At 52.8% G+C, this 22,507-nt stretch carries 19 protein-coding genes and 2 pseudogenes; 6 read left to right on the forward strand and 15 right to left on the reverse strand.

Going from position 1 to position 22,507, the window contains the following annotated elements; genetic code table 11:
* Positions 1 to 217: 217 nt before the first annotated feature.
* The 4 genes and pseudogenes from alaS to pncC all read right to left on the reverse strand — a co-directional run bounded on the left by alaS (position 218) and on the right by pncC (position 5,260).
* Complete coding sequence (gene alaS / locus O1Q98_RS07195) at positions 218 to 2,845, reverse strand: alanine--tRNA ligase (protein ID WP_125258483.1); 2,628 nt, start codon at positions 2,843 to 2,845, stop codon at positions 218 to 220.
* Positions 2,846 to 2,983: 138 nt separating this feature from the next.
* Entirely contained in the window at positions 2,984 to 3,460 is a 477-nt protein-coding gene (locus O1Q98_RS07200; protein WP_125258482.1) for a regulatory protein RecX, read from the reverse strand.
* An 87-nt stretch (positions 3,461 to 3,547) separates the two neighbouring features.
* Positions 3,548 to 4,625, reverse strand: a pseudogene (gene recA / locus O1Q98_RS07205) (recombinase RecA).
* Between the two features lie 146 nt (positions 4,626 to 4,771).
* Positions 4,772 to 5,260: a nicotinamide-nucleotide amidase gene (pncC, locus tag O1Q98_RS07210; RefSeq protein ID WP_125258480.1), complete on the reverse strand. Its 489-nt coding sequence runs from the start codon at positions 5,258 to 5,260 to the stop codon at positions 4,772 to 4,774.
* A 354-nt stretch (positions 5,261 to 5,614) separates the two neighbouring features.
* Between pncC and O1Q98_RS07215 the strand changes: the two genes are divergently transcribed.
* Together O1Q98_RS07215 and O1Q98_RS07220 are read left to right on the forward strand one after the other, a co-directional pair.
* The gene (locus tag O1Q98_RS07215) at positions 5,615 to 6,127 is read left to right on the forward strand and encodes a GNAT family N-acetyltransferase (RefSeq protein WP_125258479.1); all 513 of its coding nucleotides are present in this window, start codon (positions 5,615 to 5,617) and stop codon (positions 6,125 to 6,127) included.
* An 874-nt stretch (positions 6,128 to 7,001) separates the two neighbouring features.
* Positions 7,002 to 7,494: pseudogene (locus O1Q98_RS07220) on the forward strand (SRPBCC family protein).
* A 99-nt stretch (positions 7,495 to 7,593) separates the two neighbouring features.
* Here the strand turns inward: O1Q98_RS07220 and cybB are convergent.
* From cybB to O1Q98_RS07235, 3 genes are all read right to left on the reverse strand, one after another.
* Complete coding sequence (gene cybB, locus O1Q98_RS07225) at positions 7,594 to 8,127, reverse strand: cytochrome b561 (RefSeq protein WP_125258478.1); 534 nt, start codon at positions 8,125 to 8,127, stop codon at positions 7,594 to 7,596.
* A gap of 457 nt (positions 8,128 to 8,584) precedes the next feature.
* On the reverse strand, positions 8,585 to 9,214 hold the full coding sequence (locus O1Q98_RS07230) for a LysE family translocator (protein ID WP_125258477.1): 630 nt from the start codon (positions 9,212 to 9,214) through the stop codon (positions 8,585 to 8,587).
* A 23-nt stretch (positions 9,215 to 9,237) separates the two neighbouring features.
* Positions 9,238 to 9,891: a hypothetical protein gene (locus tag O1Q98_RS07235; RefSeq protein WP_125258476.1), complete on the reverse strand. Its 654-nt coding sequence runs from the start codon at positions 9,889 to 9,891 to the stop codon at positions 9,238 to 9,240.
* 443 nt (positions 9,892 to 10,334) lie between these two features.
* Here O1Q98_RS07235 and O1Q98_RS07240 point away from each other — a divergent pair, with 443 nt between their 5' ends.
* Entirely contained in the window at positions 10,335 to 11,108 is a 774-nt protein-coding gene (locus tag O1Q98_RS07240) for a (S)-acetoin forming diacetyl reductase (RefSeq protein ID WP_125258475.1), read from the forward strand.
* Positions 11,109 to 11,369: 261 nt separating this feature from the next.
* Here O1Q98_RS07240 and O1Q98_RS07245 read toward each other — a convergent pair whose 3' ends face one another.
* On the reverse strand, positions 11,370 to 11,555 hold the full coding sequence (locus tag O1Q98_RS07245; RefSeq protein ID WP_125258474.1) for a hypothetical protein: 186 nt from the start codon (positions 11,553 to 11,555) through the stop codon (positions 11,370 to 11,372).
* A 111-nt stretch (positions 11,556 to 11,666) separates the two neighbouring features.
* Here O1Q98_RS07245 and katB point away from each other — a divergent pair, with 111 nt between their 5' ends.
* Both katB and O1Q98_RS07255 read left to right on the forward strand, forming a co-directional pair.
* On the forward strand, positions 11,667 to 13,154 hold the full coding sequence (gene katB / locus O1Q98_RS07250; protein ID WP_240632720.1) for a catalase KatB: 1,488 nt from the start codon (positions 11,667 to 11,669) through the stop codon (positions 13,152 to 13,154).
* A gap of 105 nt (positions 13,155 to 13,259) precedes the next feature.
* On the forward strand, positions 13,260 to 13,853 hold the full coding sequence (locus O1Q98_RS07255) for an ankyrin repeat domain-containing protein (protein WP_125258472.1): 594 nt from the start codon (positions 13,260 to 13,262) through the stop codon (positions 13,851 to 13,853).
* 114 nt (positions 13,854 to 13,967) lie between these two features.
* Here O1Q98_RS07255 and mgtS read toward each other — a convergent pair whose 3' ends face one another.
* Complete coding sequence (mgtS, locus tag O1Q98_RS19775; RefSeq protein ID WP_164512957.1) at positions 13,968 to 14,063, reverse strand: protein MgtS; 96 nt, start codon at positions 14,061 to 14,063, stop codon at positions 13,968 to 13,970.
* A 373-nt stretch (positions 14,064 to 14,436) separates the two neighbouring features.
* Positions 14,437 to 15,303: a helix-turn-helix transcriptional regulator gene (locus O1Q98_RS07260; protein ID WP_125258471.1), complete on the reverse strand. Its 867-nt coding sequence runs from the start codon at positions 15,301 to 15,303 to the stop codon at positions 14,437 to 14,439.
* 136 nt (positions 15,304 to 15,439) lie between these two features.
* Between O1Q98_RS07260 and O1Q98_RS07265 the strand changes: the two genes are divergently transcribed.
* A complete protein-coding gene (locus tag O1Q98_RS07265) occupies positions 15,440 to 16,015 on the forward strand; it encodes a YbhB/YbcL family Raf kinase inhibitor-like protein (protein WP_125258470.1) in 576 nt (191 codons plus the stop codon).
* 82 nt (positions 16,016 to 16,097) lie between these two features.
* Here the strand turns inward: O1Q98_RS07265 and yjiA are convergent, their stop codons facing one another.
* The 5 genes from yjiA to O1Q98_RS07290 form a co-directional block, all read right to left on the reverse strand.
* Positions 16,098 to 17,078, reverse strand: a complete 981-nt coding sequence (gene yjiA, locus O1Q98_RS07270; protein ID WP_125258512.1) for a GTPase — start codon at positions 17,076 to 17,078, stop codon at positions 16,098 to 16,100.
* Between the two features lie 127 nt (positions 17,079 to 17,205).
* Positions 17,206 to 17,409, reverse strand: a complete 204-nt coding sequence (locus O1Q98_RS07275) for a YbdD/YjiX family protein (protein ID WP_125258469.1) — start codon at positions 17,407 to 17,409, stop codon at positions 17,206 to 17,208.
* Positions 17,410 to 17,488: 79 nt separating this feature from the next.
* Positions 17,489 to 19,636, reverse strand: a complete 2,148-nt coding sequence (locus tag O1Q98_RS07280) for a carbon starvation CstA family protein (RefSeq protein WP_420810493.1) — start codon at positions 19,634 to 19,636, stop codon at positions 17,489 to 17,491.
* Positions 19,637 to 19,914: 278 nt separating this feature from the next.
* Complete coding sequence (btsR, locus tag O1Q98_RS07285) at positions 19,915 to 20,637, reverse strand: two-component system response regulator BtsR (RefSeq protein ID WP_125258467.1); 723 nt, start codon at positions 20,635 to 20,637, stop codon at positions 19,915 to 19,917.
* On the reverse strand, positions 20,638 to 22,335 hold the full coding sequence (locus tag O1Q98_RS07290; RefSeq protein WP_125258466.1) for a sensor histidine kinase: 1,698 nt from the start codon (positions 22,333 to 22,335) through the stop codon (positions 20,638 to 20,640).
* Positions 22,336 to 22,507: the final 172 nt, after the last annotated feature.

Below are 22,507 nucleotides of genomic sequence, written 5' to 3' on the forward strand. Positions count from 1 at the left end.
ATCATCGCACTCATTGTTTGTTACTAGTGTTCAGTTTAGTCGATATAAGACAGCTTGCGTTTTTTGTTATCACAACCTAGCTGTCATCATACAACTTCTTTGGGAAACCCAAGATATCAGCAGCCTGACCTCGCTTACAGCATCCTTGCCGCAGGCCAAAAACGCCAAAACCACTCAAAGTCATGGCGTTTTTGCCGCAACAACACCTATTAAGTATTTATAGCCTATCCGCTACCCAAGCTTCAATGCTGGCTAACGCAGATGGTAACGCATCAACGTCATTTCCGCCCGCCTGAGCCATATCAGGGCGGCCACCACCTTTGCCACCAACCTGACCGGCCACAAAACCGACCAACTCACCGGCTTTCACGCGATCGGTCAATTCTTTGGTGACTCCAGCGATCAGGCTGACTTTGTCATCCGCGACGGTTGACAACACAATGATCGCCGAACCCAGTTGATTCTTCAGATCATCAACCATCGTTCTCAATAGCTTAGGCTCTACATTACTAAGCTGCGTCACTAAGAGTTTGACGCCCTTCACTTCTTTTGCTTTCCCTGACAAAGAAGAGCTTTCTTGCGCTGCCTGCTGCTCTTTTAATTGCTGAAGCTCTTTCTCCAGCCCACGAGCCCGCTCCAGCAACGCTCGCACTTTCTCGGCGACAGTCTGACTATCGCCTTTCACCAGTTGCGAGACCTCATGCAAGACATCGCTTTGGTGATGCACAGCAGCAACCGCACCATCACCGGTTACGGCTTCAATACGACGCACGCCAGCCGCAGTACCTGATTCAGAGGCAATTTTAAACAAACCGATATCGCCAGTGCGGTTAGCATGAGTACCACCGCACAGCTCAATCGAAAACTCGCCCATTGACAGCACGCGCACGTGTTCATCATATTTTTCGCCGAACAGCGCCATCGCGCCTTTTTCACGCGCCGCATCCAGTGCCATCACCTGCGTTTCTATCAGCAAATTCTGGCGAATCTGGGTGTTAACAATATCCTCGACCTGACGAATTTGCTCAGGCTTCATGGCCTCTGGGTGAGAAAAATCAAAACGCAGATAGCTGTCATTGACCAGCGATCCTTTCTGGGCAACATGCTCACCCAGCACCTGACGTAATGCGGCATGCAATAAATGCGTAGCGGAGTGGTTAAGACGGATGCGATCGCGGCGAGCGTGATCGACAACCGCATTCACGCGCTCACCAACGCGGAGCACACCTTGCTCCAGTTTACCGATATGCCCAATTGCCTGACCGTATTTCTGGGTATCCGTTACCTGGAAATGCAGCGAGGCTGATGACAACACCCCCTGATCGCCGACCTGTCCACCGGATTCACCATAAAATGGCGTCTCACTCAGGATAATAACCGCGTCGTCGCCCGCATGGATTTCGTTAACAGACTCGCCCTGACGGTAAAGCGCGACCACCTCAGAGAACTGCTCTGTATGCTCATACCCAGAGAACGATGTTGAAGATTCAACACGGATCAGGCTGTTATAGTCAGCGCCGAACCCACTAGCCTCACGCGCGCGTTGGCGCTGTGCTTCCATCGCACGTTCAAAACCCGCTTCATCCACTTTGAGATTGCGCTCACGGCAAACGTCAGCCGTTAAATCAACCGGGAAACCATAGGTATCATAAAGGCGGAACGCGGCTTCACCACTCAGGGTGTCGCCTTTAAGTTGCTTGATTTCCTCATCCAGTAGCAGCAAACCGCGCTCTAACGTGCGAGCAAACTGCTCTTCTTCATTTTTAAGCGCTTGCTCAACCTGCGTTTGCTGACGTTTTAGCTCCTCAGCGGCAGGCCCCATGACGTCTATCAAGGTTCCAACCAGTTTGTAGAAAAACGTCTCTTTCGCGCCCAACATATTCCCATGACGGATCGCGCGGCGAATAATACGGCGCAGCACGTAGCCCCGATTTTCATTCGATGGCATCACGCCATCGGCAATCAGGAATGCACACGAGCGAATATGATCGGCAATCACCCGCAGAGATTTATTGTTCAGATCATCGGTGCCAACAACCTTGGCCGCCTGAGCGATGAGCGTTTTAAACAGGTCAATCTCATAATTGGAGTTCACATGCTGTAAAACCGCCGAAATACGCTCCAGCCCCATGCCGGTATCTACAGAGGGCTTGGGTAGCGGCAACAGCGTGCCGTCTGCCTGACGGTTAAACTGCATGAACACCAGGTTCCAGATTTCAATGTAGCGGTCGCCATCTTCTTCCGGGCTTCCCGGCGGCCCACCCCAGATGTGATCGCCATGATCGTAGAAAATCTCGGAACAAGGCCCACAAGGCCCGGTGTCCCCCATCTGCCAGAAGTTATCTGACGCATAGGGCGCACCTTTGTTATCACCGATACGGATGATACGATCGCGGGGAACACCTACCTCATTGGCCCAAATGTCATAGGCCTCGTCATCGGTGGCATAAACCGTTACCCACAATTTCTCTTTAGGTAAACCGAACCATTCAGGGCTGGTTAACAGCTCCCAGGCATAAGCAATGGCATCTCGCTTGAAATAATCACCGAAACTGAAGTTACCCAACATTTCAAAGAAGGTATGGTGACGTGCGGTATAGCCAACATTCTCCAGGTCGTTATGCTTACCACCCGCACGAACGCAACGCTGAGACGTCGTGGCTCGCACATAGTTACGTTTATCCAGCCCCAGGAATACATCCTTGAACTGGTTCATCCCGGCATTGGTAAACAGCAAAGTGGGATCGTTGTTAGGCACCAGAGAGCTACTGGCGACAACCTGATGTCCTTTACTATGAAAAAAATCGAGAAACGCTTGACGGATCTCAGCGGTGCTCTTGCTCATAATTGTCCTGATAATGAAGCGAAAAGAACAGTCGCGGGCAAGGCGGATGCAGCATGCTGATGCGACCAAGCCAAACGCGAACAAAAAAGTGGGAATAAGATAAATTTTCTTAGGGGGGAAGTAAAATCCCGTATGCGTTCAATCGGAAAAATTCATATATAACGATTGAATGTCATCGTGAGAAAAACCACGATAAAGCAAGTAACGCTGCACTTTGAGACGTGATGACCAATCGGTCGGTAGGGCGGTGCCAAATTTACGATTTGCGACAGTTTTTATCTGTTCTTGCCAATCAATATCACAAGATAACAGTGCCTGATGCTGGGTTAATTTATCTATTCCGCGCTGATGAAGCTCGGCGGCAATACGCTGTAATCCGTATCCTTTACGACTACGGCTGCTGATATAACGACTGGCATAGCGCTCATCATCTAACCATCCCTGTTGACGACAGTAGTTTAAAGCACATTCGACCTGCTCATTCACTGCTCCATTTTCCGCCTTTGCACACGCACAGGAGGAATGCAGGTACGCTGTAATTTTACGACGCAGTTCTCGTTCACTATGATCGCGTACCGCCAGCACATTCATCGCATAACGCAGTATATCCGACATCGCTGTCACTTAAATGAATTCTCCGGCAGTACGCTTTCAGCACTCACCATGGCTTACATACTGGATAAAGACAGGGTGAGTGGTGTATTAAAAATCTTCGTTAACATCGCTGCCCGTGTCTGCATCAAACTCAGCGACATCGCCAGCAACGGCAGGCACTAACTCATTATCTTTATTGGAGTAAAAGCTCACGTAATTTTTTATCCAGTTCAGCGGAAATCGCCGTATTTTCCTTCAGGAAGTTACAGGCATTCGCTTTCCCCTGGCCTATTTTGTCGCCGTTGTAACTATACCAGGCACCCGCTTTCTCGATCAGTTTGTATTTCACACCCAAATCGACGAGTTCACCGTACGTATTAATCCCTTCACCGTACAGAATCTGGAACTCGGCCTGTTTGAAAGGTGCGGCAACTTTGTTTTTCACAACTTTAACGCGGGTCTCACTCCCCACGACTTCGTCGCCTTCCTTGATTGCGCCAATACGGCGAATATCAAGACGTACCGAAGCATAAAATTTCAATGCATTACCGCCGGTTGTTGTTTCTGGATTACCAAACATCACACCGATTTTCATACGGATCTGGTTGATAAAAATCAGCAATGTGTTCGACTGCTTGAGATTTCCCGCCAGTTTACGCATCGCCTGGCTCATCATACGGGCAGCTAACCCCATATGAGAGTCGCCAATTTCGCCTTCAATTTCAGCTTTCGGGGTCAGAGCGGCAACGGAGTCAACGATGATGACATCAACGGCCCCGGAACGCGCCAGAGCATCACAGATTTCCAGCGCTTGCTCACCGGTATCAGGCTGGGAACACAATAAATTATCGATATCTACGCCCAACTTTTTCGCATAGATAGGATCAAGAGCATGCTCGGCATCGATAAACGCACAGGTTTTGCCTTCACGCTGCGCGGCAGCGATGACCTGCAACGTCAGCGTTGTTTTACCAGAGGACTCTGGGCCATAGATCTCAACGATACGTCCCATCGGCAGACCGCCCACACCCAACGCGATATCCAGAGACAGGGAGCCTGTAGAGATAGTTTCAACATCCATTGAGCGATCTTCGCCCAAACGCATGATAGAACCTTTACCGAATTGCTTTTCGATCTGCCCCAGCGCAGCCGCCAGAGCCTTTTGTTTGTTCTCATCAATAGCCATTGCTACTCCTGTCGCTGTCGCGCGTTATCGCTTTCTGCCGCATTCCACCGCAAAATCAGTTTGATTTTTACACGGTTGTTTATACGTACATCACTGAACTGATGGGCGTCATTATACTGTATACGCATACAGCATCAAGCCCATTTTCATAAAATTTGTGTCAGCAGGAATCGCAGGGCAAAAGCTACCGCTTGCAACCTGACGGCCTGACGATCGCCCGCAAACTGCACCACCTGAGTGACAACATTATCTGGACGAGTGGCGAAGCCGAACCATACTGTTCCCACCGGTTTGTCAGGTGTTCCGCCATCTGGCCCAGCAATGCCGCTTATCGACACAGCAATATCGGCTCCGGCGCGATGGCGCGCGCCCAACGCCATTTCCGCCACCACCTCCTGACTGACGGCGCCATACCGGGCCAGCGTATCAACCGATACGCCAATCAAGTCCTGTTTAGCCTGATTGCTGTAGGTGACAAACCCATAATCAAACCACGCCGAACTCCCGGCCACATCGGTGATGGTTTTTGCTAAAAACCCTCCGGTGCAAGACTCTGCACAAGTCACTTTTGCCTGTATCGCCTTTAGACGATCGCCCAATTGCATGCTCAATTGCGCTATTTCTGGCTCGGTCATTTCATTTCCTTTTATTTGGGTCATCGGCCACGCTGAGATGGCATTATCATAGTAAAGCGCGACTTTCGCGGGATAGCCTTTTTGCCGCAATCCATTGACTGTTTATCGGGAATGCGAGGCAGCGCGCATCATGTCATGTCGATATGACGTAGTATCACTATCAGCCAAGCCACTGTCTGGCAAACAACAACAACGACGATAGCGTTTTACGACATGCATGCCCCGCCTCGGGGCTTTTTTTATGGCTCATGTTTTTATCATCAATGCCGTTAGGTTTGCTGTTTTTATCAGCGGTTGATATCACCGGCATGTAATTACTCTACTTCGTTGGTTTAGCATGGGAGTCAGGCTTATATGCTTATTCGCAAACTCACTGGCGCTGATTTGGCCGAATTTCGTCGTATACGACTTGAAGGATTACAGCTGGCACCAGCGGCTTTCGGTAGCCGATGGGAACAAGAGCAGGCCGAAAGCGATGATTATTTTCTCACTCGTCTGAAAGAACAGCAGGTTTGGGGTATTTTTAATCCCAATAGCGCACTAAGCGGTATTGCCGCTTTTTACTATCAGAAGCCAGACGAGGCTACCGTTTGTAGTGTTTATCTTCAGGCAAGATTACGTGGGAGTGGCGCAGCAGAGCAGCTCATGAAGGCGTTAATTCATGATGCGAGAGAATATGTATCCCGGCTTTCGTTAATGGTGAAAGCTGATAATGACTCTGCAATACGGCTATATCAAAAACTAGGGTTTTCCCCTGTAGAAAACCCATTACTCCCCCACACAATTAACACGGACTCAATAATACCTAACGTAACAACTGATAATAACACCCAGCGATGGGCTCTGGCATTAAAACCAAGAATATAAGCAATAGAACACTACGCCTTAAACATATTATCCCCTAAATAAATCGCGTTGCAGGCAGGCGGCATAGAAATAAAAAAAAGCCCACCGTAAAGGTGGGCAAAAGACACTATTCTCTGGCATGAAGCATCCTGAAGACACAGGTCGGCGGCTTTCACCGCCTGAGATAAATACTATGATATAAAGATTAAGCCAACATTAGGAAAAATAAAAAACCATTATTTTTATATCACGTCATAGCAAAAAAAAGCCCACCTTTCGGTGGGCGGGAACTTTCTAATAATGTAAAACAACTGCCCTGGTGTTTGACGCGGTAGAGAGGTTATCTGAGTTCAAAAATACATGAGATAGATTAAAGCAACCTTAACAAATAAAATAAAAAACATTATTTTTAACGAGAGATGACACAACATAAATTTAATAAAAAACCAAATAACAATACCGCCATTTACTATCATCGTGGGTTTTATTTTTATAAAAAAAAAGCCCATCATCCGATGGGCCCAAACATTAATTAAAAATATATTTATTGCTAAATAACATGGCACGACAGTCGATAACACTAAGTTAAAGCATAACAGATGTGCCGCCATTTGCTGTGCTATCTACCATTATTCTTCATTTTTGCGATCAGACACAGGCTATCCACTCTTCTGGTGATAGCGCGTCTTTGCCTTCACCAAGAGACGACATGTTTGTTAGCGCGGCATTTGCAGCAGACAACAGGCATCACGTAAACTTCCCCCGAAGGCCTGACGCCATTTCAAAGCGGTTGAAGCGCTATTCAGCCATCACCGAATGCGCAGCCAATGGGCATGGCTAAACAGTGATTGATAAGGAGAAATAGCACGTGCCACCTTTTATACGCACTGCGGGCATGACCGATCGCTTTACCGATCACATCAGCAGCAGTTTATTTATTCCACAACCCGCCGCACTGCTCTTCGATCTCTGGCGAAACCCGAAAACACTGCCTGTATTGATGGAGCATGTCGCCAGGATAGACATTATCAATTGACACGGACTCACGCTGGCGCATGAAAGCGCCGCTGGGACAGTACATTGAATGGCAAGCGCGGATTATGGATGAACAACCGGGCCAGTATATTTACTGGCATTCGTTGCCGGGAGCAAGAATCCCCAATGATGGTCGGCTGACTTTTCGCCCACAGCGTGAGCGCGGCGGTACAGAGGTCACTCTCAGTATTCGCTTTGAGCCGCCGGGCGGTTTTTTCGGCAAGACCCTCAGCCAAATGTTCCAGTTATTGCCAAAAGAGATGTTACATAAAACGCTCTTGCGCTTTCGCGATATGGCTGAAGAATATCGCAATAAGCCGCCGGAGACGGGTTCATCATCCCCCGCACGGTGATAACCGCCTGAAAAAACAAACAGGCGAAGGGGTTGCCTTCGCCTGTTATTGGCATCGATTGACATCGATTAACATCGCTGCCGGATTAGCACTACCGCACTACTTTTTATTCGGCATCATGCGAAGTAAGGTGTCATCACGCACCACATAGTGGTGGTATAACGCCGCAATCGCATGCAAACCAATCAGGAAATAGCCCGCATTGGCCAGCAGCTCATGGATTTCCTTCAGGGTGTGGGTGATATCATCATTCGCCTCAGCAGCGATTGGCATGCTAATCCCAAAAATCGACCAGTCAATGCCACGGTAGTACATCGCCAGGATGCCAAGCAGCGGTAACGCAAGGAACATCAGGTACAAAAAGCCGTGCGCGGCATGGGAAGCAATTGAAACCAGTCTTCCGGGTTGCGGCGTGATAGGCGGTGTCGGGTAAATAAAGCGCACAGCGATACGCAAAATCATCAGCGCCCATACCGCAACGCCACAGCTATAGTGAACCGTAGACATCAGTGCCCGCGCACTGCTCCCACGTGGCGTAAAACCACGTAACTCCATTGCAGCATAAGTGATAATCACCAACAGCAGCACCAGCCAGTGCAAGGCTATCTGAGATGAATGATATTTGGTCTTCATGGAATTCCTTCTCTGTATAAACGTACAAAGTATGAACGTACAAACAACATCTTCCCCTTACTTCTATACCGCAGGCAAGGGGGAATGCCAACCGATTGAACACTTGCCTGCCAGCCGAAACCAGCGCGACATAAGCAGGGTTCGCCTCCAGCCAAACCACGCCAAAGGAAAAAAAGCACCGCTAGCTTAATTTCACAACATTAAGCCAGCATTAGTTTTAGCCCGACAGCCGTGAATTCCATGATGAGCGATTCAGGCAAAAAAAATCCCGCCGGAGTGGGCGGGAAACATAACAATTCTCTGACAGGGATGAATAACACAACATCAACAAGGGTTGAGACAAACATTACCAGCTGCTGTGTATAGAACTGTCATCCGTCAGTAAGGTTGATTCGCGGGTTGTAAGTCGAATTTGACAGCTGTCACACTCTCCCAAACAAGGCTACGCGAAACAGGATTACCGCTTTCCCTCGCTGAGTATGCGCACCGCCAGCGTAGCCAGAACCGTGCCCATGACCCCGCGTTGAAGCTGCTGCCAGCGAGGGCGCGCAGCCAGAAAAACCGCGATATATCCGGCCATCATCACCAGTGTGGCATTCACCGAGATGCTGATGACGATTTGCGTGAACCCAAGCAAAAGGGACTGCGCCAGCACGTCGCCCTGTTCTGGATGAATAAATTGCGGCAACAGTGACAAATACAGTACGGCGGCTTTGGGATTGAGCAGGTTTGTCACGCACCCCATAACAAACAGACGGCGGTCACTGTCCGGCTGCAACGTGCGCAGTTGCAAAGGGGAGCCCTTAGCGCGTAACGCTTGCCAGGCAAGCCACAGCAGATAAACCGCCCCCGCAATGCGCAGAGCATCATAGGCCATGGGTACGGCCATCACTAGCGCGGTAATCCCCAATGCCGCCGCCAGCATGTAACACAAAAACCCCAGCCCCACTCCGGCCAGCGAGAGCAGGCCTGCTCGCCGCCCCTGACACAGGGTGCGAGAAAGCAGGTAGACCATATTAGGCCCAGGCGTTAACACCAGGCCCAAAGCAATTGCGGCAAACGGCACTAACTGCGACAGACTGATCATCTCGCTCACCTCCCTAAGTGCGATTACTCTTGTGGCGGGTAGTGATAATCCCAGCGGAAAAACCCATGCTCCTGAAATGCGCCGGACAACAGCGACTGCTTACGGGTTTTGACATAGTTTGGCGGCGGACACGTCACATTGCACATCCAATAACCGGGGAACCAGGTTCCCATGCCAGGCAGTGCAGCCATTTCCGCATCCAGCGGGTTTAATTCCGGCAGCGAATAGTAAACGAACTCGCCGATGGAGTGCTCTACCCACTCTTCGGCATTGCCTGATTCAGCCAGCGGATTAGGGTGCAACGGCGAGCTGGCCAGACTGACAAACTCTTTCACGTGATTCATCGACCAGCCACAAAACTCCAGCGAACGCTGACGCTCTGACATCTCGAACAGCCTATCGACCGAAAGGGCGGGTAAAGGGTCAGGCTGGTCGGGAAAGAACTCATTGTGTTTTTGCAGACTGAGCAGCAAATAAGACGCGACTAATGCCCCAAGTTGATGAATCACCAATGCCGGATGCTCACCGGCTCCTCCCCCGATAATCAGATTATCAGGCGTACAGGAAAAATCCTCGGCGCCCCAGGGGGAATCCGTCACGTCTTCGAGAGGATGGTAAATGGGCAATCCATTCAAAAAACCCACCAGCTCGTGTTTAATGGTATCGATATAGCTCATGGTTTCCGGCTTTTCTGGTATTCAGTGGCAAGGCATCAGACGTCATACGCAAAAAGTAATATATCAATAGCAATACGGCACCGACAGTATTGCCGCACAGATATACCAACGACCTAAATAATGGCTGACATCCGCGCGAATAGGCTATTGCGATTATCACTCTGCCTGTGTCGGTTGACAATCCACCCTACCCTGACAACGTTTTTCACGTTATCCCACGGATGCGGTTTCCTACGCCCCGATGTCGGATCACCCTAAAGATGACACCACCAATAACTACAGAAATAGCAGTACAAATCATTACATGTGTTTTTAATGATAAAAAGTTAATCCATGAAACTGATAGTCTTCGATATTTACTATAAGTTTTCATTCCTGTAGCTGCGCGTTAGCCTGCCAATAGCACTGAGATTTACCTTTTACTCACAACATGGGAGCAGGTCATGAAACAGAAAGTGGCGTTGGTGACGGGAGCCGGTCAAGGCATCGGCCGCGCTATTGCTCATCGGCTGGCAAAAGAGGGTTTTGCCGTTGCCGTTGTCGATTACAATGCGGATAGCGCAGGCCTGGTAGCGCAGGAGATAGTGCAGCAAGGCGGCCGGGCCATCGCGTTCACGGCGGATGTTGCCGAGCGTGAACAGGTCTTTGATGCGGTACGAAGCGCCCGCCAGCGGCTAGGCGGCTTTGATGTGATTGTTAACAACGCCGGTATCGCCCCGACGACGCTGATTGAAGACATCACACCGGAAATCGTTGATAAGGTTTATAACATCAACGTAAAAGGAGTCATCTGGGGAATTCAGGCTGCGGTAGAAGCGTTCAAAGCTGAGGGGCACGGTGGCAAAATCATTAACGCCGCGTCACAGGCAGGCCATGTCGGCAACCCAGAGCTGGCCGTTTACAGCTCAAGCAAATTCGCCGTGCGCGGTTTAACGCAAACAGCCGCACGCGACCTGGCTTCCCTCGGGATTACCGTTAACGCCTATTGCCCCGGTATCGTCAACACCCCGATGTGGGCGGAGATCGATCGTCAAATCTCACAGGCGGCGGGCAAACCACTCGGGTATGGTACGGCTGAATTTGCTAAACGCATCACCCTTGGCCGTTTGTCTGAACCACAGGACGTTGCGGCCTGTGTTTCCTTCCTTGCCAGTCCCGATTCTGATTATATGACAGGCCAATCTTTGCTTATCGATGGCGGTATGGTTTTTAATTAATCGCCGCCTTACCATCGCGATTTGACCGAATGCTCTGACGGGGTATGACGATGACCCCCGCAGAGCATCATCAGACGGGCATCATGCCCCGCCTCCCGTCTCATCCCTGCTCATCCCTGCTCATCCCTGCTCAGTCCACTCCCGGTTGTATTATCAGCTATGTTGTCTGAGAGCGGGTTCACTGTTCTTACTTTTACCCTACTCTGAGTATGCCTATTAATTCGATAGAGATAACTGCGCTTTGCTGAACCCATAAAACCGTTACAGTAACCGCGTTGCCATGATGCCTGACAAGGCGGCACGCAACCGGTGCAGGCGTTTTTCACCGTCCATTTCATAGAAAAACACGCTTTTCTCCCATGAGGTGAGATGAAGCGGCCCAATAGACGGATAACGATAGACTTTCTCTGCTGATGGCTTTTCGCCATACGGTGGACACGGACTCACAGCAATACCCACCCCTATTGTTGTTTACTTACATGGAAGATAAGGAAAGTTATGAGCAATCACACTGCGACCTCCCGCCCCAATCGTGCGAAAAAACCACGCATTGCATTGATGGCGCTGCTGCTTGCTGGCAGCGTACAGGCTGACACATTGACGCGAGATAACGGCGCGCCTGTCGGCGATAACCAAAACTCGCAGACCGCAGGCGCCAACGGCCCGGTACTGCTACAAGATGTGCAGCTGTTACAAAAATTGCAGCGCTTTGACCGGGAGCGTATTCCTGAACGCGTTGTACACGCACGGGGAACCGGCGCACATGGCGAATTCACCGCCAGCGATGACCTCACAGACCTGAGCCGCGCCGAGGTCTTCAAAAAAGGCACGAAAACGCCGGTATTTGTACGTTTCTCCAGTGTCGTACACGGCAATCATTCACCTGAAACGTTGCGTGACCCACGTGGCTTTGCCACCAAGTTCTACACAACACAAGGTAATTGGGATCTGGTCGGTAATAATTTCCCCACCTTTTTTATTCGTGACGCGATTAAATTCCCGGATATGGTGCATGCCTTCAAGCCCGACCCACGCACCAATCAGGACAATGATGGCCGCCGCTTTGACTTTTTCTCCCACGTACCGGAAGCCATTAGAACGTTAACACTGCTCTACTCCAATGAGGGGACGCCAGCCAGTTATCGCCACATGGACGGCAACAGTGTTCATGCCTATAAGTTGGTGAATGCCAAAGGCGAAGTGCATTACGTGAAATTCCACTGGAAAACATTGCAGGGCGTGAAGAACCTCGACCCTAAACAGGTCGAGGAGGTACAAGGCAAAGATTACAGCCACATGACCAACGATTTGGTGGCAGCCATTGCGCGGGGAGATTACCCGAAGTGGGATCTGTATATTCAGGTGCTGACCCCGCAGGAACTGCAAAAATTTGATTTCGACCCGCTGGATGCCACCAAAGTCTGGCCTGGGGTGCCGGAGCGTAAAATCGGCCAGATGGTGCTAAACAAAAACCCGGATAATTTCTTTCAGGAAACCGAGCAGGTAGCCATGGCTCCGGCTAATCTGGTGCCTGGCATCGAACCCTCTGAAGACCGCCTGTTACAAGGCCGTTTGTTCTCCTACGCCGACACGCAAATGTATCGTCTGGGGGCCAACGGCTTAACGCTGCCGATTAATGCGCCGTTAAAACCCGCCAATAACGTCAATCAGGACGGTAGCCTGAACAGCGGCCACAGCCAGAATAAAGGCGTGAACTACCAGCCAAGTCGCCTCTATCCACGCGAAGAGCTGGCGTCAGCGCGCTATAGCCAGGCAACCCTGAGCGGCACGACCCAACAGCGAAAAATTCAGAAAGAGCAGAATTTTAAACAGACGGGCGAGCTGTATCGCTCATACAGCGCTAAAGATCAGGACGATCTGGTAAAAAGCCTCGGCTCGGCGCTGGCATTGGCGGATAACGAGAGCAAACACATTATGCTGTCTTATTTCTACAAAGCCGATGCTACCTACGGCACCCGGCTGACTACTGTCGCCAACGGCTCGTTGGATAAAGTCCAGGCACTGGCGGGCAAACTCACCGAGTAACGCACTGCCGCCCCACCCGACCATGCCATTCGCCCACGTGTGCGCAATGGCATGGTTTGTTTATGACAACACGCGCACCTCTAACATGATAAAGGAACTATCATTATGAAACCGCTGTTACCATTCGCTCTGCTGCTGGTGCTGACCTCAGCGCTGGCGCAGCTTCCCCCCTCTCAACCCACCGTCCCCGTACACGCGCAGCCCACATCGCCTGCCCCCGCAGCCGCACACGACGAGCAAGCGCTACAGGCGCAGTTAAACCGTTACTTATGGGATGCGGCGCGCAGCGGTAACAATGCCATGATGGCAGAGTTCATCCGTGCCGGTTATAACCTGAATACGGCAGACGAAAAGGGGTACAGCGCGGTTATTCTTGCCGCCTATCACGGCCACGATGACACGCTGGCGTTGCTACTGGCTCATGGCGCAGACCCCTGCCAGCAGGATAAGCGCGGCAATACGGCATTAATGGGCGCGATTTTCAAAGGGGAGCTCAAGATAGCCCAGCGTTTGATGGCCGCTACGTGTAACCCAAATCTGCGCAACCACGTCGGGCAAACCGCTGCCATGTATGCCTCTTTATTTCAACGCAGCGAGATCCTCACTGCATTACAGGCAAAAGGCGCAGACCTGAGCGCCACAGATGCCTTTGGCAACAGTGTGCACACGCTGGGGCAAGGGGAGGTACGCGGGCATTAGTTTTTTTACATTATGCGCGCTGTCTCGAAAGAGTGAGCACCGTATCAACAACACGCCCCGACAGACATCACTGGCGGGGCGTGCAAAGGTGACAGTATTTGTGCCTGTTGATGTTTAGTCATTCCATCGCGGGCTGAGAAATGCGGCCAGAAACCCGGGAATGACAATTACTGCCAGCACAGCAAGATAAACAGAGATGGGTTCAAACATCGCGTCCTCCTGTGGTCACATCATGTAAAAGTGTTCACCTTCCAACCACTATTGCAGCCCTATTGCCTGCGGTGAATGGGTACGCCGATGCCCCGCTTCACTACATGCACTGTTGCATCACTCATTCATCATATCGGTCGAAAGTTAAACAAACATTAATATTGCACGCGCAATATCCGTGACCGAACGGCATAAAAAGCGTAACGCCAGTCACGTTATCTTGATGCTACATGCAGCAACGTCATGCTAAGTATGGCGGGGGAGAAAAAACGGAAAGTTATGTCAGCGACAGCCAGCAAGTGTGCATAACACGCAGTAAAGATGAAAAATCGTTTGAGAATCAGCCAAACACGCGCGAACACGTCATTATGTGTTACGGCTCGCCCTCGCCCAGCGGACATCCATCACGTAATGCGGACGGCAACACCCCGAAACGACGGCGAAACGCCGCCGTAAATTTACTGTGAGATTCATAGCCAACATCTCTGGCAATGGCAGCAACCGAGCGATGTGATGACTGCAATAACACCATGGCCGCTTCCAGCCGGGTTTCACGCACACAGGCGGCAATGGTGCTGGCTTCTTGCGCCAGCCGCCGGTTCAGGGTGCTCGGCGTACTGGAAAGCGCCTGCGCCACCCGCGTTACCGACCAGTCATCATGGGGGCGCTGCGCCACCAGCCGCCGCACCCGCTCACGCCAGCTCAAAACGCTCGGCGGTGTCAACACTATCGCCGCTTGCTCGGCCAGCACCAATAGCACCTCCATCACACGATGCTCGCGTAACGCAGCGGAACAGCGCTCATCGGCAAGGGCATCGGCGGCACGTAAAAACGTCTCCTGCATCTGGGCGCTGTTTGTCACACGGGCAAAACTGCGCACCGCAGGCAGTGCGGCGAAGTGGCCAAATTGCTGATAAAAGTGCGTGAGGGTTTCCGGTTGCAGATTCAGTACCCGGGCGACATAGCGCCCTTGCGGGGCCGGGTCATTCACCACATCCCATTGCGTGCCGCGCGGCAGGATAAAGCACTCACCGGCTGAAAACGCGCAGCGCCCTTGCGGGGCAAGCAACTGCTTTGTGCCCGATAACACCAGCCCAATCAAATCGGCGCGCATCACCACTGTGCGCAGCACATACTGATTCCGCGCCACAATCTGGTGTGATAACGCCAGAGGCGCAGACAATGTCAGCCCCGCTGTTCCGGTATCCGCTGGCGCGATAAGCGTGGTGTTGATGGTCATAACGTATCCGTGGTGGAAATGGAGCAGAGGTTGCGCCGTCTGGAGCACCGCGCGTCGCTGACACCGGTTACAGTGATGAACGACAAGACGCCTACCTTTAAGCGGCAAGCCTACCATGAGACACAGGAAAATCGATATGAAAAGAGAGTTACGCGCTGGGGTTATCGCAGCCGCCTTGCTGTGCGGATCGCCGCTGGCCACCGCAGAGGCCAGTACATTAACCTTATCAAGTCCGGCTATCGCGCCAAAGAGCACACTGCCAAAACGCTTTGAAGCCGACAGCTTCGGCTGTCAGGGTGAGAACCAGTCACCGGCGCTTCACTGGCAAGGTGCCCCCGCTGGCACGCAGAGCTTCGCTGTCACCGTCTATGACCCGGATGCCCCGACCGGGTCGGGCTGGTGGCACTGGATGGTGATTAACATTCCGGCCTCCGTCAATCAGTTGGCCGATAATGCCGGTGAAGCGGGTGGCAAGCGCCTGCCCGATGGCGCTCGTCAGTTGCGTATTGATTATGGCGTGGAAGCCTGGGGCGGTGTCTGCCCGCCGCCGGGAGATAAGCCGCACCGCTATATCTTCACCGTTTACGCGCTGAAAACGCCGACACTGGATATCCCCAAAGAGGCTAATCCGGCGCTCGGCGGGTACATGATAAACGCCAACACGTTGGCTAAAGCCAGTTTTACCGCCTATTACAGCCGCGCGGCCAAATAAGGGAGCCGCTGTCTGCAACCTTTGCAGGCAGCCTCTCTCCGCACTCCTATCAGTTCCGCTATCTGTACCTCTATGAGCGCGATCAGCGCGTCTCGCTGCTCATCCCTTCAGGGGCCAGCGTTGCAAAGGCGCGCTGTATTTCTTCTTGCGGTAAACGAATACCGATAAACACCATTACACACTCGCGGGCTTCATCGTCACGCCATGGCCTGTCCCAGTCGGCGCTGTAGAGCCGTTGCACCCCCTGAAACAGCAGGCGACGCTCATCGCCGTCTATCGCCAGCACGCCTTTATAGCGCAGCAGGTTATCAGCGCAATTCAACAGCAATTGTTCCATTACAGCCGATACCGCCTCAATGTCCACCGCATGCGGTAACGTGATAACCAGTGAGCTGATGGCGTTATCCGGTTCAATCAGCGGGCGAAAACGTGGCCTTGATAGCGCCAGACGGTCATCGAGCATAAAGCCCTCTACCCCGAAGATGACCCCATGATCGATCTGCCCGTTCACCACCCGGTGCAGCACGGCCCGCGCATTAATGCGCGCCAGCCGCGCTTCCAGCGCCTGCGTATCAGCAACCAGGTCAGTTTTGGTCAGCAGTAGCCGGTCAGCATAGCCGACCTGCGCCTGCGCGACAGTATGGCGAGAGAGCTGCTCATCGGCATGCACCGCATCGACCAGCGCAATCACGCCGTCGAGGACAAAACGTTCGCTCAGGCGTTCGTCGGCAAAAAACGTTTGGATAACGGGCCCAGGGTCGGCCATGCCGGTACATTCAATCACCAGACGGTCAATTATCAGCTCGCCGCTGTCGATACCGTCCAGCAAGTCATGCAGCGCATCGGACAATTCATTGGCGCTGCTACAGCAAATGCATCCGTTACTTAAGGTGGTAATACGGGTCGCGCGATCGCCCAGCAAGGCGTCATCAATGGCGACCGCGCCAAATTCATTTTCAATCACCGCGATTTTCTCACCGTGATCGGCATGCAACAGATATCGCAGTAAGGTGGTTTTTCCGGCCCCGAGAAAACCGGTGAGGATGGTTGCGGGCAATGGCATGGTGCTCACAGGGACTCCTGTTGATGTGTTGGCGCTGCATTCCTTTTCCGGTCTAACCTTTTCCGGTCTAACCTTTTCCTGTCTAACCTTTTCCGGTTTAACCTTTTTCGATTTAACCTTTTTCGGTTTAACAACAGCGGAAACCGCCTTTGCCGCTGCCGCCATAACGCGCCTGCTGGCGCTCGCGGAAAAACTCCTCGTAGCTCATCACATCCTGGTCGGGGTGGTTGGTCTGCATATGTTGTACATAGGTGTCGTAATCAGGAATCCCCACCAGCATTCTGGCGGCCTGGCCCAAATACTTTCCCGCTTTACCCAGATTTCCGAACATATCGCCCTCTCTTTGCATTCACGCCGACAGGCTCTTACCAGAACCTGTCGGCGATACCCTCCCGGCTATCTCCCGGTTATCAGTGATGGGAAGATATCTTCACGCCACCTTCCGGCACCGGCACATAGGGGGTTTCCCTGTCACTGCGCGCCGGGCGGTTACGCACAGCCAGCGCGGTGCGGATACCGTAGAAGATTATGCTATACACCACCACCAGGAACAAAACGCTCAATACGGCATTGGTGTAGTTATTCACCACGATGTGATGCATGTTGGCAATCTGCTGTTCACTTAGATTCGTCCCCTCAGCGATGCGCTGTTTGTAAACACGCGCCAGATACAAGAAGCCTTCCATCTGCGGGTTATTGCTAAACAGCTTCAGCACCAGCGCCCAGGTGGTACAAATCAGCAACCAAATCGCTGGCAGCATCGTAACCCAGATATAACGGGTGCGTTTCATCTTGATAAGCACCACGGTGCCGAGCACCAGCGCCACAGCCGCCAGCATCTGGTTGGAGATACCGAACAGCGGCCACAGGCTCTTAACGCCACCGAGCGGATCGACCACGCCCTGATACAGCAAATACCCCCACAGGCCGACGCAACCGGCGGTGCCGATAATCCCGGCAATCAGTGAATCGGTTTTTTTCAGGAACGGGACGAAGTTACCCAGCAAATCCTGCAACATAAAGCGGCCAGAACGCGTGCCCGCATCCAGCGCCGTCAGGATGAACAGCGCTTCAAACAGAATCCCGAAGTGATACCAGAATCCCATGTTGGCGCTGGGGATAATCTGATGGAACACATGCGCAATCCCTACCGCCAGCGTCGGTGCGCCACCGGCGCGGTTCAGTACCGACGGCTCGCCGATGTCTTTCGCGGTTTGCAGAATCTGCTCCGGTGAAATCACAAAGCCCCAGGCGCTGACTGTTGCCGCCGCCTGCGCGGTAACGCCCTGCAACTGCGCCATGATAGCCGGGGCGTTAGCGCCGCCAAGCTCGTGCAGGTTCGGCATGGTGATACCCAGACCGACCGGCGGGGTGTTCATGGCGAAATACAAACCCGGCTCGATAATCGACGCGGCCACCAGCGCCATGATGGCGACAAACGACTCCATCAGCATCGCACCGTAACCGATAAAGCGGGCATCGGTTTCGTTCGCCAGCAGTTTCGGCGTGGTGCCGGACGCAATCAGCGCATGGAAGCCGGATACCGCGCCACAGGCGATGGTAATAAACAGGAACGGGAACAGCGCACCTTTCCACACCGGGCCAGTACCGTCGATAAACTGCGTCATGGACGGCATTTTCAGCTCAGGGTTGATGATGACGATGCCGATAGCCAGACCGACGATCACCCCGATTTTCAGGAACGTCGCCAGATAGTCACGCGGTGCCAGAATCAACCATACCGGCAGCAGCGCCGAGATAAACGCATAACCGATCAGCGCAAAGGTGATGGTGGTGTCTTTGAAGGTCAACGCCGGGCCCCAGTACGGGTCATGGGCGATAACACCGCCAAGCCAAATCGCCAGCAGCAACAGCACGATGCCGATGACAGACACTTCCCCCACCCGGCCAGGGCGCAGAAAGCGCATATAAATGCCCATAAACAGCGCAATCGGCACGGTGGAGCAGACGGTAAACACACCCCATGGGCTTTCCGCCAGCGCTTTCACCACGATCAACGCCAGCACCGCCAGGATGATTATCATAATCAGGAAGCAGCCGAACAGCGCGATGGTGCCGGGCACCGGCCCCATTTCCTCTTTGATCATTTCACCGAGCGACACCCCGTTGCGGCGGGTGGACATAAACAGCACCATAAAGTCCTGTACTGCGCCTGCCAGCACCACACCCGCCAGCAGCCACAGCGTGCCGGGCAGGTAGCCCATTTGCGCGGCCAGTACCGGCCCGACCAGCGGGCCCGCGCCTGCGATAGCGGCAAAATGGTGGCCGAACAACACGTTGCGGTTAGTCGGCACATAGTTCAGCCCGTCGTTATTCACCACTGCGGGCGTCGCGCGATTGGCGTCAAGCTGCATCACCTGACGAGCGATATACAGGCTGTAATAACGGTAGGCGACAAGATAGACGGCCACCGACGCTACGACTATCCACATGGCACTTACGTGCTCGCCACGGCGCAATGCCACTACGCCCAGACAACACGCCCCGATGAACCCCAGCAATACCCAGGGTAGGTGTTTAAGCAGTTTATCCTTCATCACGCTCTCTCTTGTTATGGTCGCTTGTTGATGATGTCTGTATTAATGATGTCTTTATTAATGATGCAGTTATGTAGAGTGACTGTAATCAGCCCCTCTATCACATGACAGGGAATTTTGGATAAGTGGTCGGATAAGCGTATGACCGGTCATATAGCGGGATAAGCGGCAGCCCATCGGCAAAGACAGGATAGCCCCCGACAGAGCGTGAACCTTGCGACTGGCACGGCAACCGTTGCGGTTGCCGCCTGAGGTGTGAGAACAGCGCGGCGGGCGACTTAGCCTTTCAAGCCAAGCAGTTGCTTGAGGGTTTTCAGATAGCGGCGACTGACCGGCAGCGTCTGCCCGCTTTTCAGTAAAATCTCGGCATGACCGCTCTCCTCAAGCCGAATCTCACGCAGGCAATCCATATTCACCAGATATTGACGATGACAGCGCACCAGCGTGGTTCGGCTCTCCAGGGTTTTGAGCGTCAGCTCGGTGAAGCATTCCTCGCCCTGCGGCCCGGTGACATAAACCCCGCTCTGGCGCGAACTGGCGTATTGCACCTCGCTGCTTTTCATCAGGTAAATGCGGCTGTGGCCGGTACAGGGAATGTAATCCAGCCCGGCTTGCAAGGGTAAGCCATCGAGCGGTTGCGCCGGGCGCTCGCGGTGCAAATTACGCAGTGTTTTCGCCAGCCGCTGCGGGTCGATGGGCTTGAGTAAATAGTCAAACGCCTGCTCTTCAAACGCTTTAACGGCGTATTCATCATAGGCGGTGATAAACACGATATAGGGCATATTATCCGGGTCAATCATGCCTATCATTTCCAGCCCGCTGATGCGCGGCATCTGGATATCCAGAAACACCACATCAGGGTGCTGGCGGTGAATCGCGCTAATCGCTTCCAGCGCATTGGCGCACTCGCCGACCAGCGACAACTCGCCATCCTGCTCCAGCAGGCAACGCAGATTATCGCGCGCCAGCGGTTCATCATCGACAATCAACACACTCAACATCTATACAGCTTCCTCACAAGGCAAGGTGACGAGTACATGGGTGTAACAATCCGGTTCGCAGGTCACGCTGAGTCCATATCCTTCGCCGTAGCGACTGCGGATACGCTTATCCACCAGATTCATCCCAAGCCCGGTGCTATTGGCGTTCACATCCGCATCCGGTTGATAAAGCCCGGCGTTATCCTCAATGCACAGCAACAAACTGCGACCTTGCCGACGGGCACTCAGCGTAATGATGCCGGTGCCAAGCAGATGCGCCGTACCGTGCTTGATAGCATTCTCAACCAGCGGTTGCAGCGAAAACGCCGGTAAACGCATCGTCATCAGTTCAGGCGGCAGTTCAAAACGCACCTGTAACCGTTCCTGAAAACGCGCTTTTTCAATTTGCAGGTAAGCATTAACGTGCTCAATTTCATCCGCCAGCGTGACAACCTCGGCAGAGCGCTTGAGGTTTTTACGGAAAAACGTTGACAGCGATTGCACCAGTTTTCCGGCCTGCTCGCTGTCACGACGGATAACCGCCAGCAAGGTATTGAGCGCATTAAACAAAAAGTGGGGATTTACCTGGGCATGCAGCAATTTGATTTCCGATTGCGTCAGCAACTGCTTACTACGTTCATATTGCCCGGCCAGAATCTGCGCGGCCAACAGGCTGGCAATGCCTTCGCCAAACGTGCGGTTAATCGAACTAAACAGCCGGTTTTTCGCCTCGTAGAGTTTAATCGTGCCGATAACCTGCTGATTCTCGCCGCACAGCGGGATAACCAGTGTCGAGCCGAGCCGACAACTGGTGCGTAACGAGCATTGATAAGGGGTTTCGTTACCATCGGCATACACCACTTCGTTATGTTCGATGGCGCGCCGGGTGTGGCGCGAGGCAATCGGCGTACCCGGAAGGTGGTGATCGTCACCCAGGCCGATAAACGCCAGCAGTTTTTCCCGGTCGGTGATCGCCACCGCGCCAATATCCATCTCCTGATAGATAACCTGCGCAACCCGCATGCTGTTTTCTTCGTTAAACCCCTGATGCAAAATACCTTCGGTGCAGGCGGCTATCTTGAGGGCGCGGGCGGAAAACGCCGAGGTGTATTTCTCAAACATGGCGCGCCTGTCCAGCAGGATACGCATAAACATCGCCGCGCCAACGCTGTTGGTCACTATCATCGGCACGGCAATGTCTTTGACCAGCGTTAGCGCATCCTCAAAGGGGCGCGCCAGCAGCAGAATGATGCTCATCTGCAATAATTCGGCGATGAAGGTCACGCCAGCGACGGTAAACGGGTTAAACAGGCGGTCTATCCGGCCACGGCGCATCAGCAAGCGGTGCGCCATGCCGCCCAGCAAGCCTTCCACGATGGTTGAGACCATACAACTGAACGCCGTCATGCCACCGAGTGAATAACGGTGTAATCCGCCGGTCATACCGACCAGCATGCCGACGCCCGGCCCGCCCAATAAGCCGCCCAGCACAGCGCCAATCGCCCGGGTGTTGGCAATCGAATCCTGCACATGCAGCCCGAAATAGGTGCCCATAATGCAGAACATGGAAAACATGGCGTAGCAGAGCAATTTATGCGGCAGGCGCACCGTGACTTGCATTAAAGGAATAAACAACGGCGTTTTACTGAGTAAGTAAGCAATCACCAGGTAGACACACATCTGCTGGAGCAACAGTAAAACCAGTTTGAACTCATACATAATTACGACCCGGATAAGACAACCGCACAGCAAACCACGCCTGTTTTTAGGAAACTCACCCTAGCATAAAAGAACACCGCGACACTTGATACGTTTCACTGATTTACAGCAGAAGCCGGTAACAGCGCAAAGAAAGCGGGCACACGACGGAGAGGGAGCCTCATGACGCGGA

Source organism: Dickeya lacustris (genome assembly GCF_029635795.1).
Lineage (GTDB): Bacteria > Pseudomonadota > Gammaproteobacteria > Enterobacterales > Enterobacteriaceae > Dickeya > Dickeya lacustris.

Coding starts and splice junctions, on each gene's coding strand:
- alaS (WP_125258483.1), bottom strand. CDS start 2,845: ATGAGCAAGAGCACCGCTGAGATCCGTCAAGCGTTTCTCGATTTTTTT.
- O1Q98_RS07200 (WP_125258482.1), bottom strand. CDS start 3,460: ATGTCGGATATACTGCGTTATGCGATGAATGTGCTGGCGGTACGCGAT.
- pncC (WP_125258480.1), bottom strand. CDS start 5,260: ATGACCGAGCCAGAAATAGCGCAATTGAGCATGCAATTGGGCGATCGT.
- O1Q98_RS07215 (WP_125258479.1), top strand. CDS start 5,615: ATGCTTATTCGCAAACTCACTGGCGCTGATTTGGCCGAATTTCGTCGT.
- cybB (WP_125258478.1), bottom strand. CDS start 8,127: ATGAAGACCAAATATCATTCATCTCAGATAGCCTTGCACTGGCTGGTG.
- O1Q98_RS07230 (WP_125258477.1), bottom strand. CDS start 9,214: ATGATCAGTCTGTCGCAGTTAGTGCCGTTTGCCGCAATTGCTTTGGGC.
- O1Q98_RS07235 (WP_125258476.1), bottom strand. CDS start 9,891: ATGAGCTATATCGATACCATTAAACACGAGCTGGTGGGTTTTTTGAAT.
- O1Q98_RS07240 (WP_125258475.1), top strand. CDS start 10,335: ATGAAACAGAAAGTGGCGTTGGTGACGGGAGCCGGTCAAGGCATCGGC.
- katB (WP_240632720.1), top strand. CDS start 11,667: ATGGCGCTGCTGCTTGCTGGCAGCGTACAGGCTGACACATTGACGCGA.
- O1Q98_RS07255 (WP_125258472.1), top strand. CDS start 13,260: ATGAAACCGCTGTTACCATTCGCTCTGCTGCTGGTGCTGACCTCAGCG.
- mgtS (WP_164512957.1), bottom strand. CDS start 14,063: ATGTTTGAACCCATCTCTGTTTATCTTGCTGTGCTGGCAGTAATTGTC.
- O1Q98_RS07260 (WP_125258471.1), bottom strand. CDS start 15,303: ATGACCATCAACACCACGCTTATCGCGCCAGCGGATACCGGAACAGCG.
- O1Q98_RS07265 (WP_125258470.1), top strand. CDS start 15,440: ATGAAAAGAGAGTTACGCGCTGGGGTTATCGCAGCCGCCTTGCTGTGC.
- yjiA (WP_125258512.1), bottom strand. CDS start 17,078: ATGCCATTGCCCGCAACCATCCTCACCGGTTTTCTCGGGGCCGGAAAA.
- O1Q98_RS07275 (WP_125258469.1), bottom strand. CDS start 17,409: ATGTTCGGAAATCTGGGTAAAGCGGGAAAGTATTTGGGCCAGGCCGCC.
- O1Q98_RS07280 (WP_420810493.1), bottom strand. CDS start 19,636: ATGAAGGATAAACTGCTTAAACACCTACCCTGGGTATTGCTGGGGTTC.
- btsR (WP_125258467.1), bottom strand. CDS start 20,637: ATGTTGAGTGTGTTGATTGTCGATGATGAACCGCTGGCGCGCGATAAT.
- O1Q98_RS07290 (WP_125258466.1), bottom strand. CDS start 22,335: ATGTATGAGTTCAAACTGGTTTTACTGTTGCTCCAGCAGATGTGTGTC.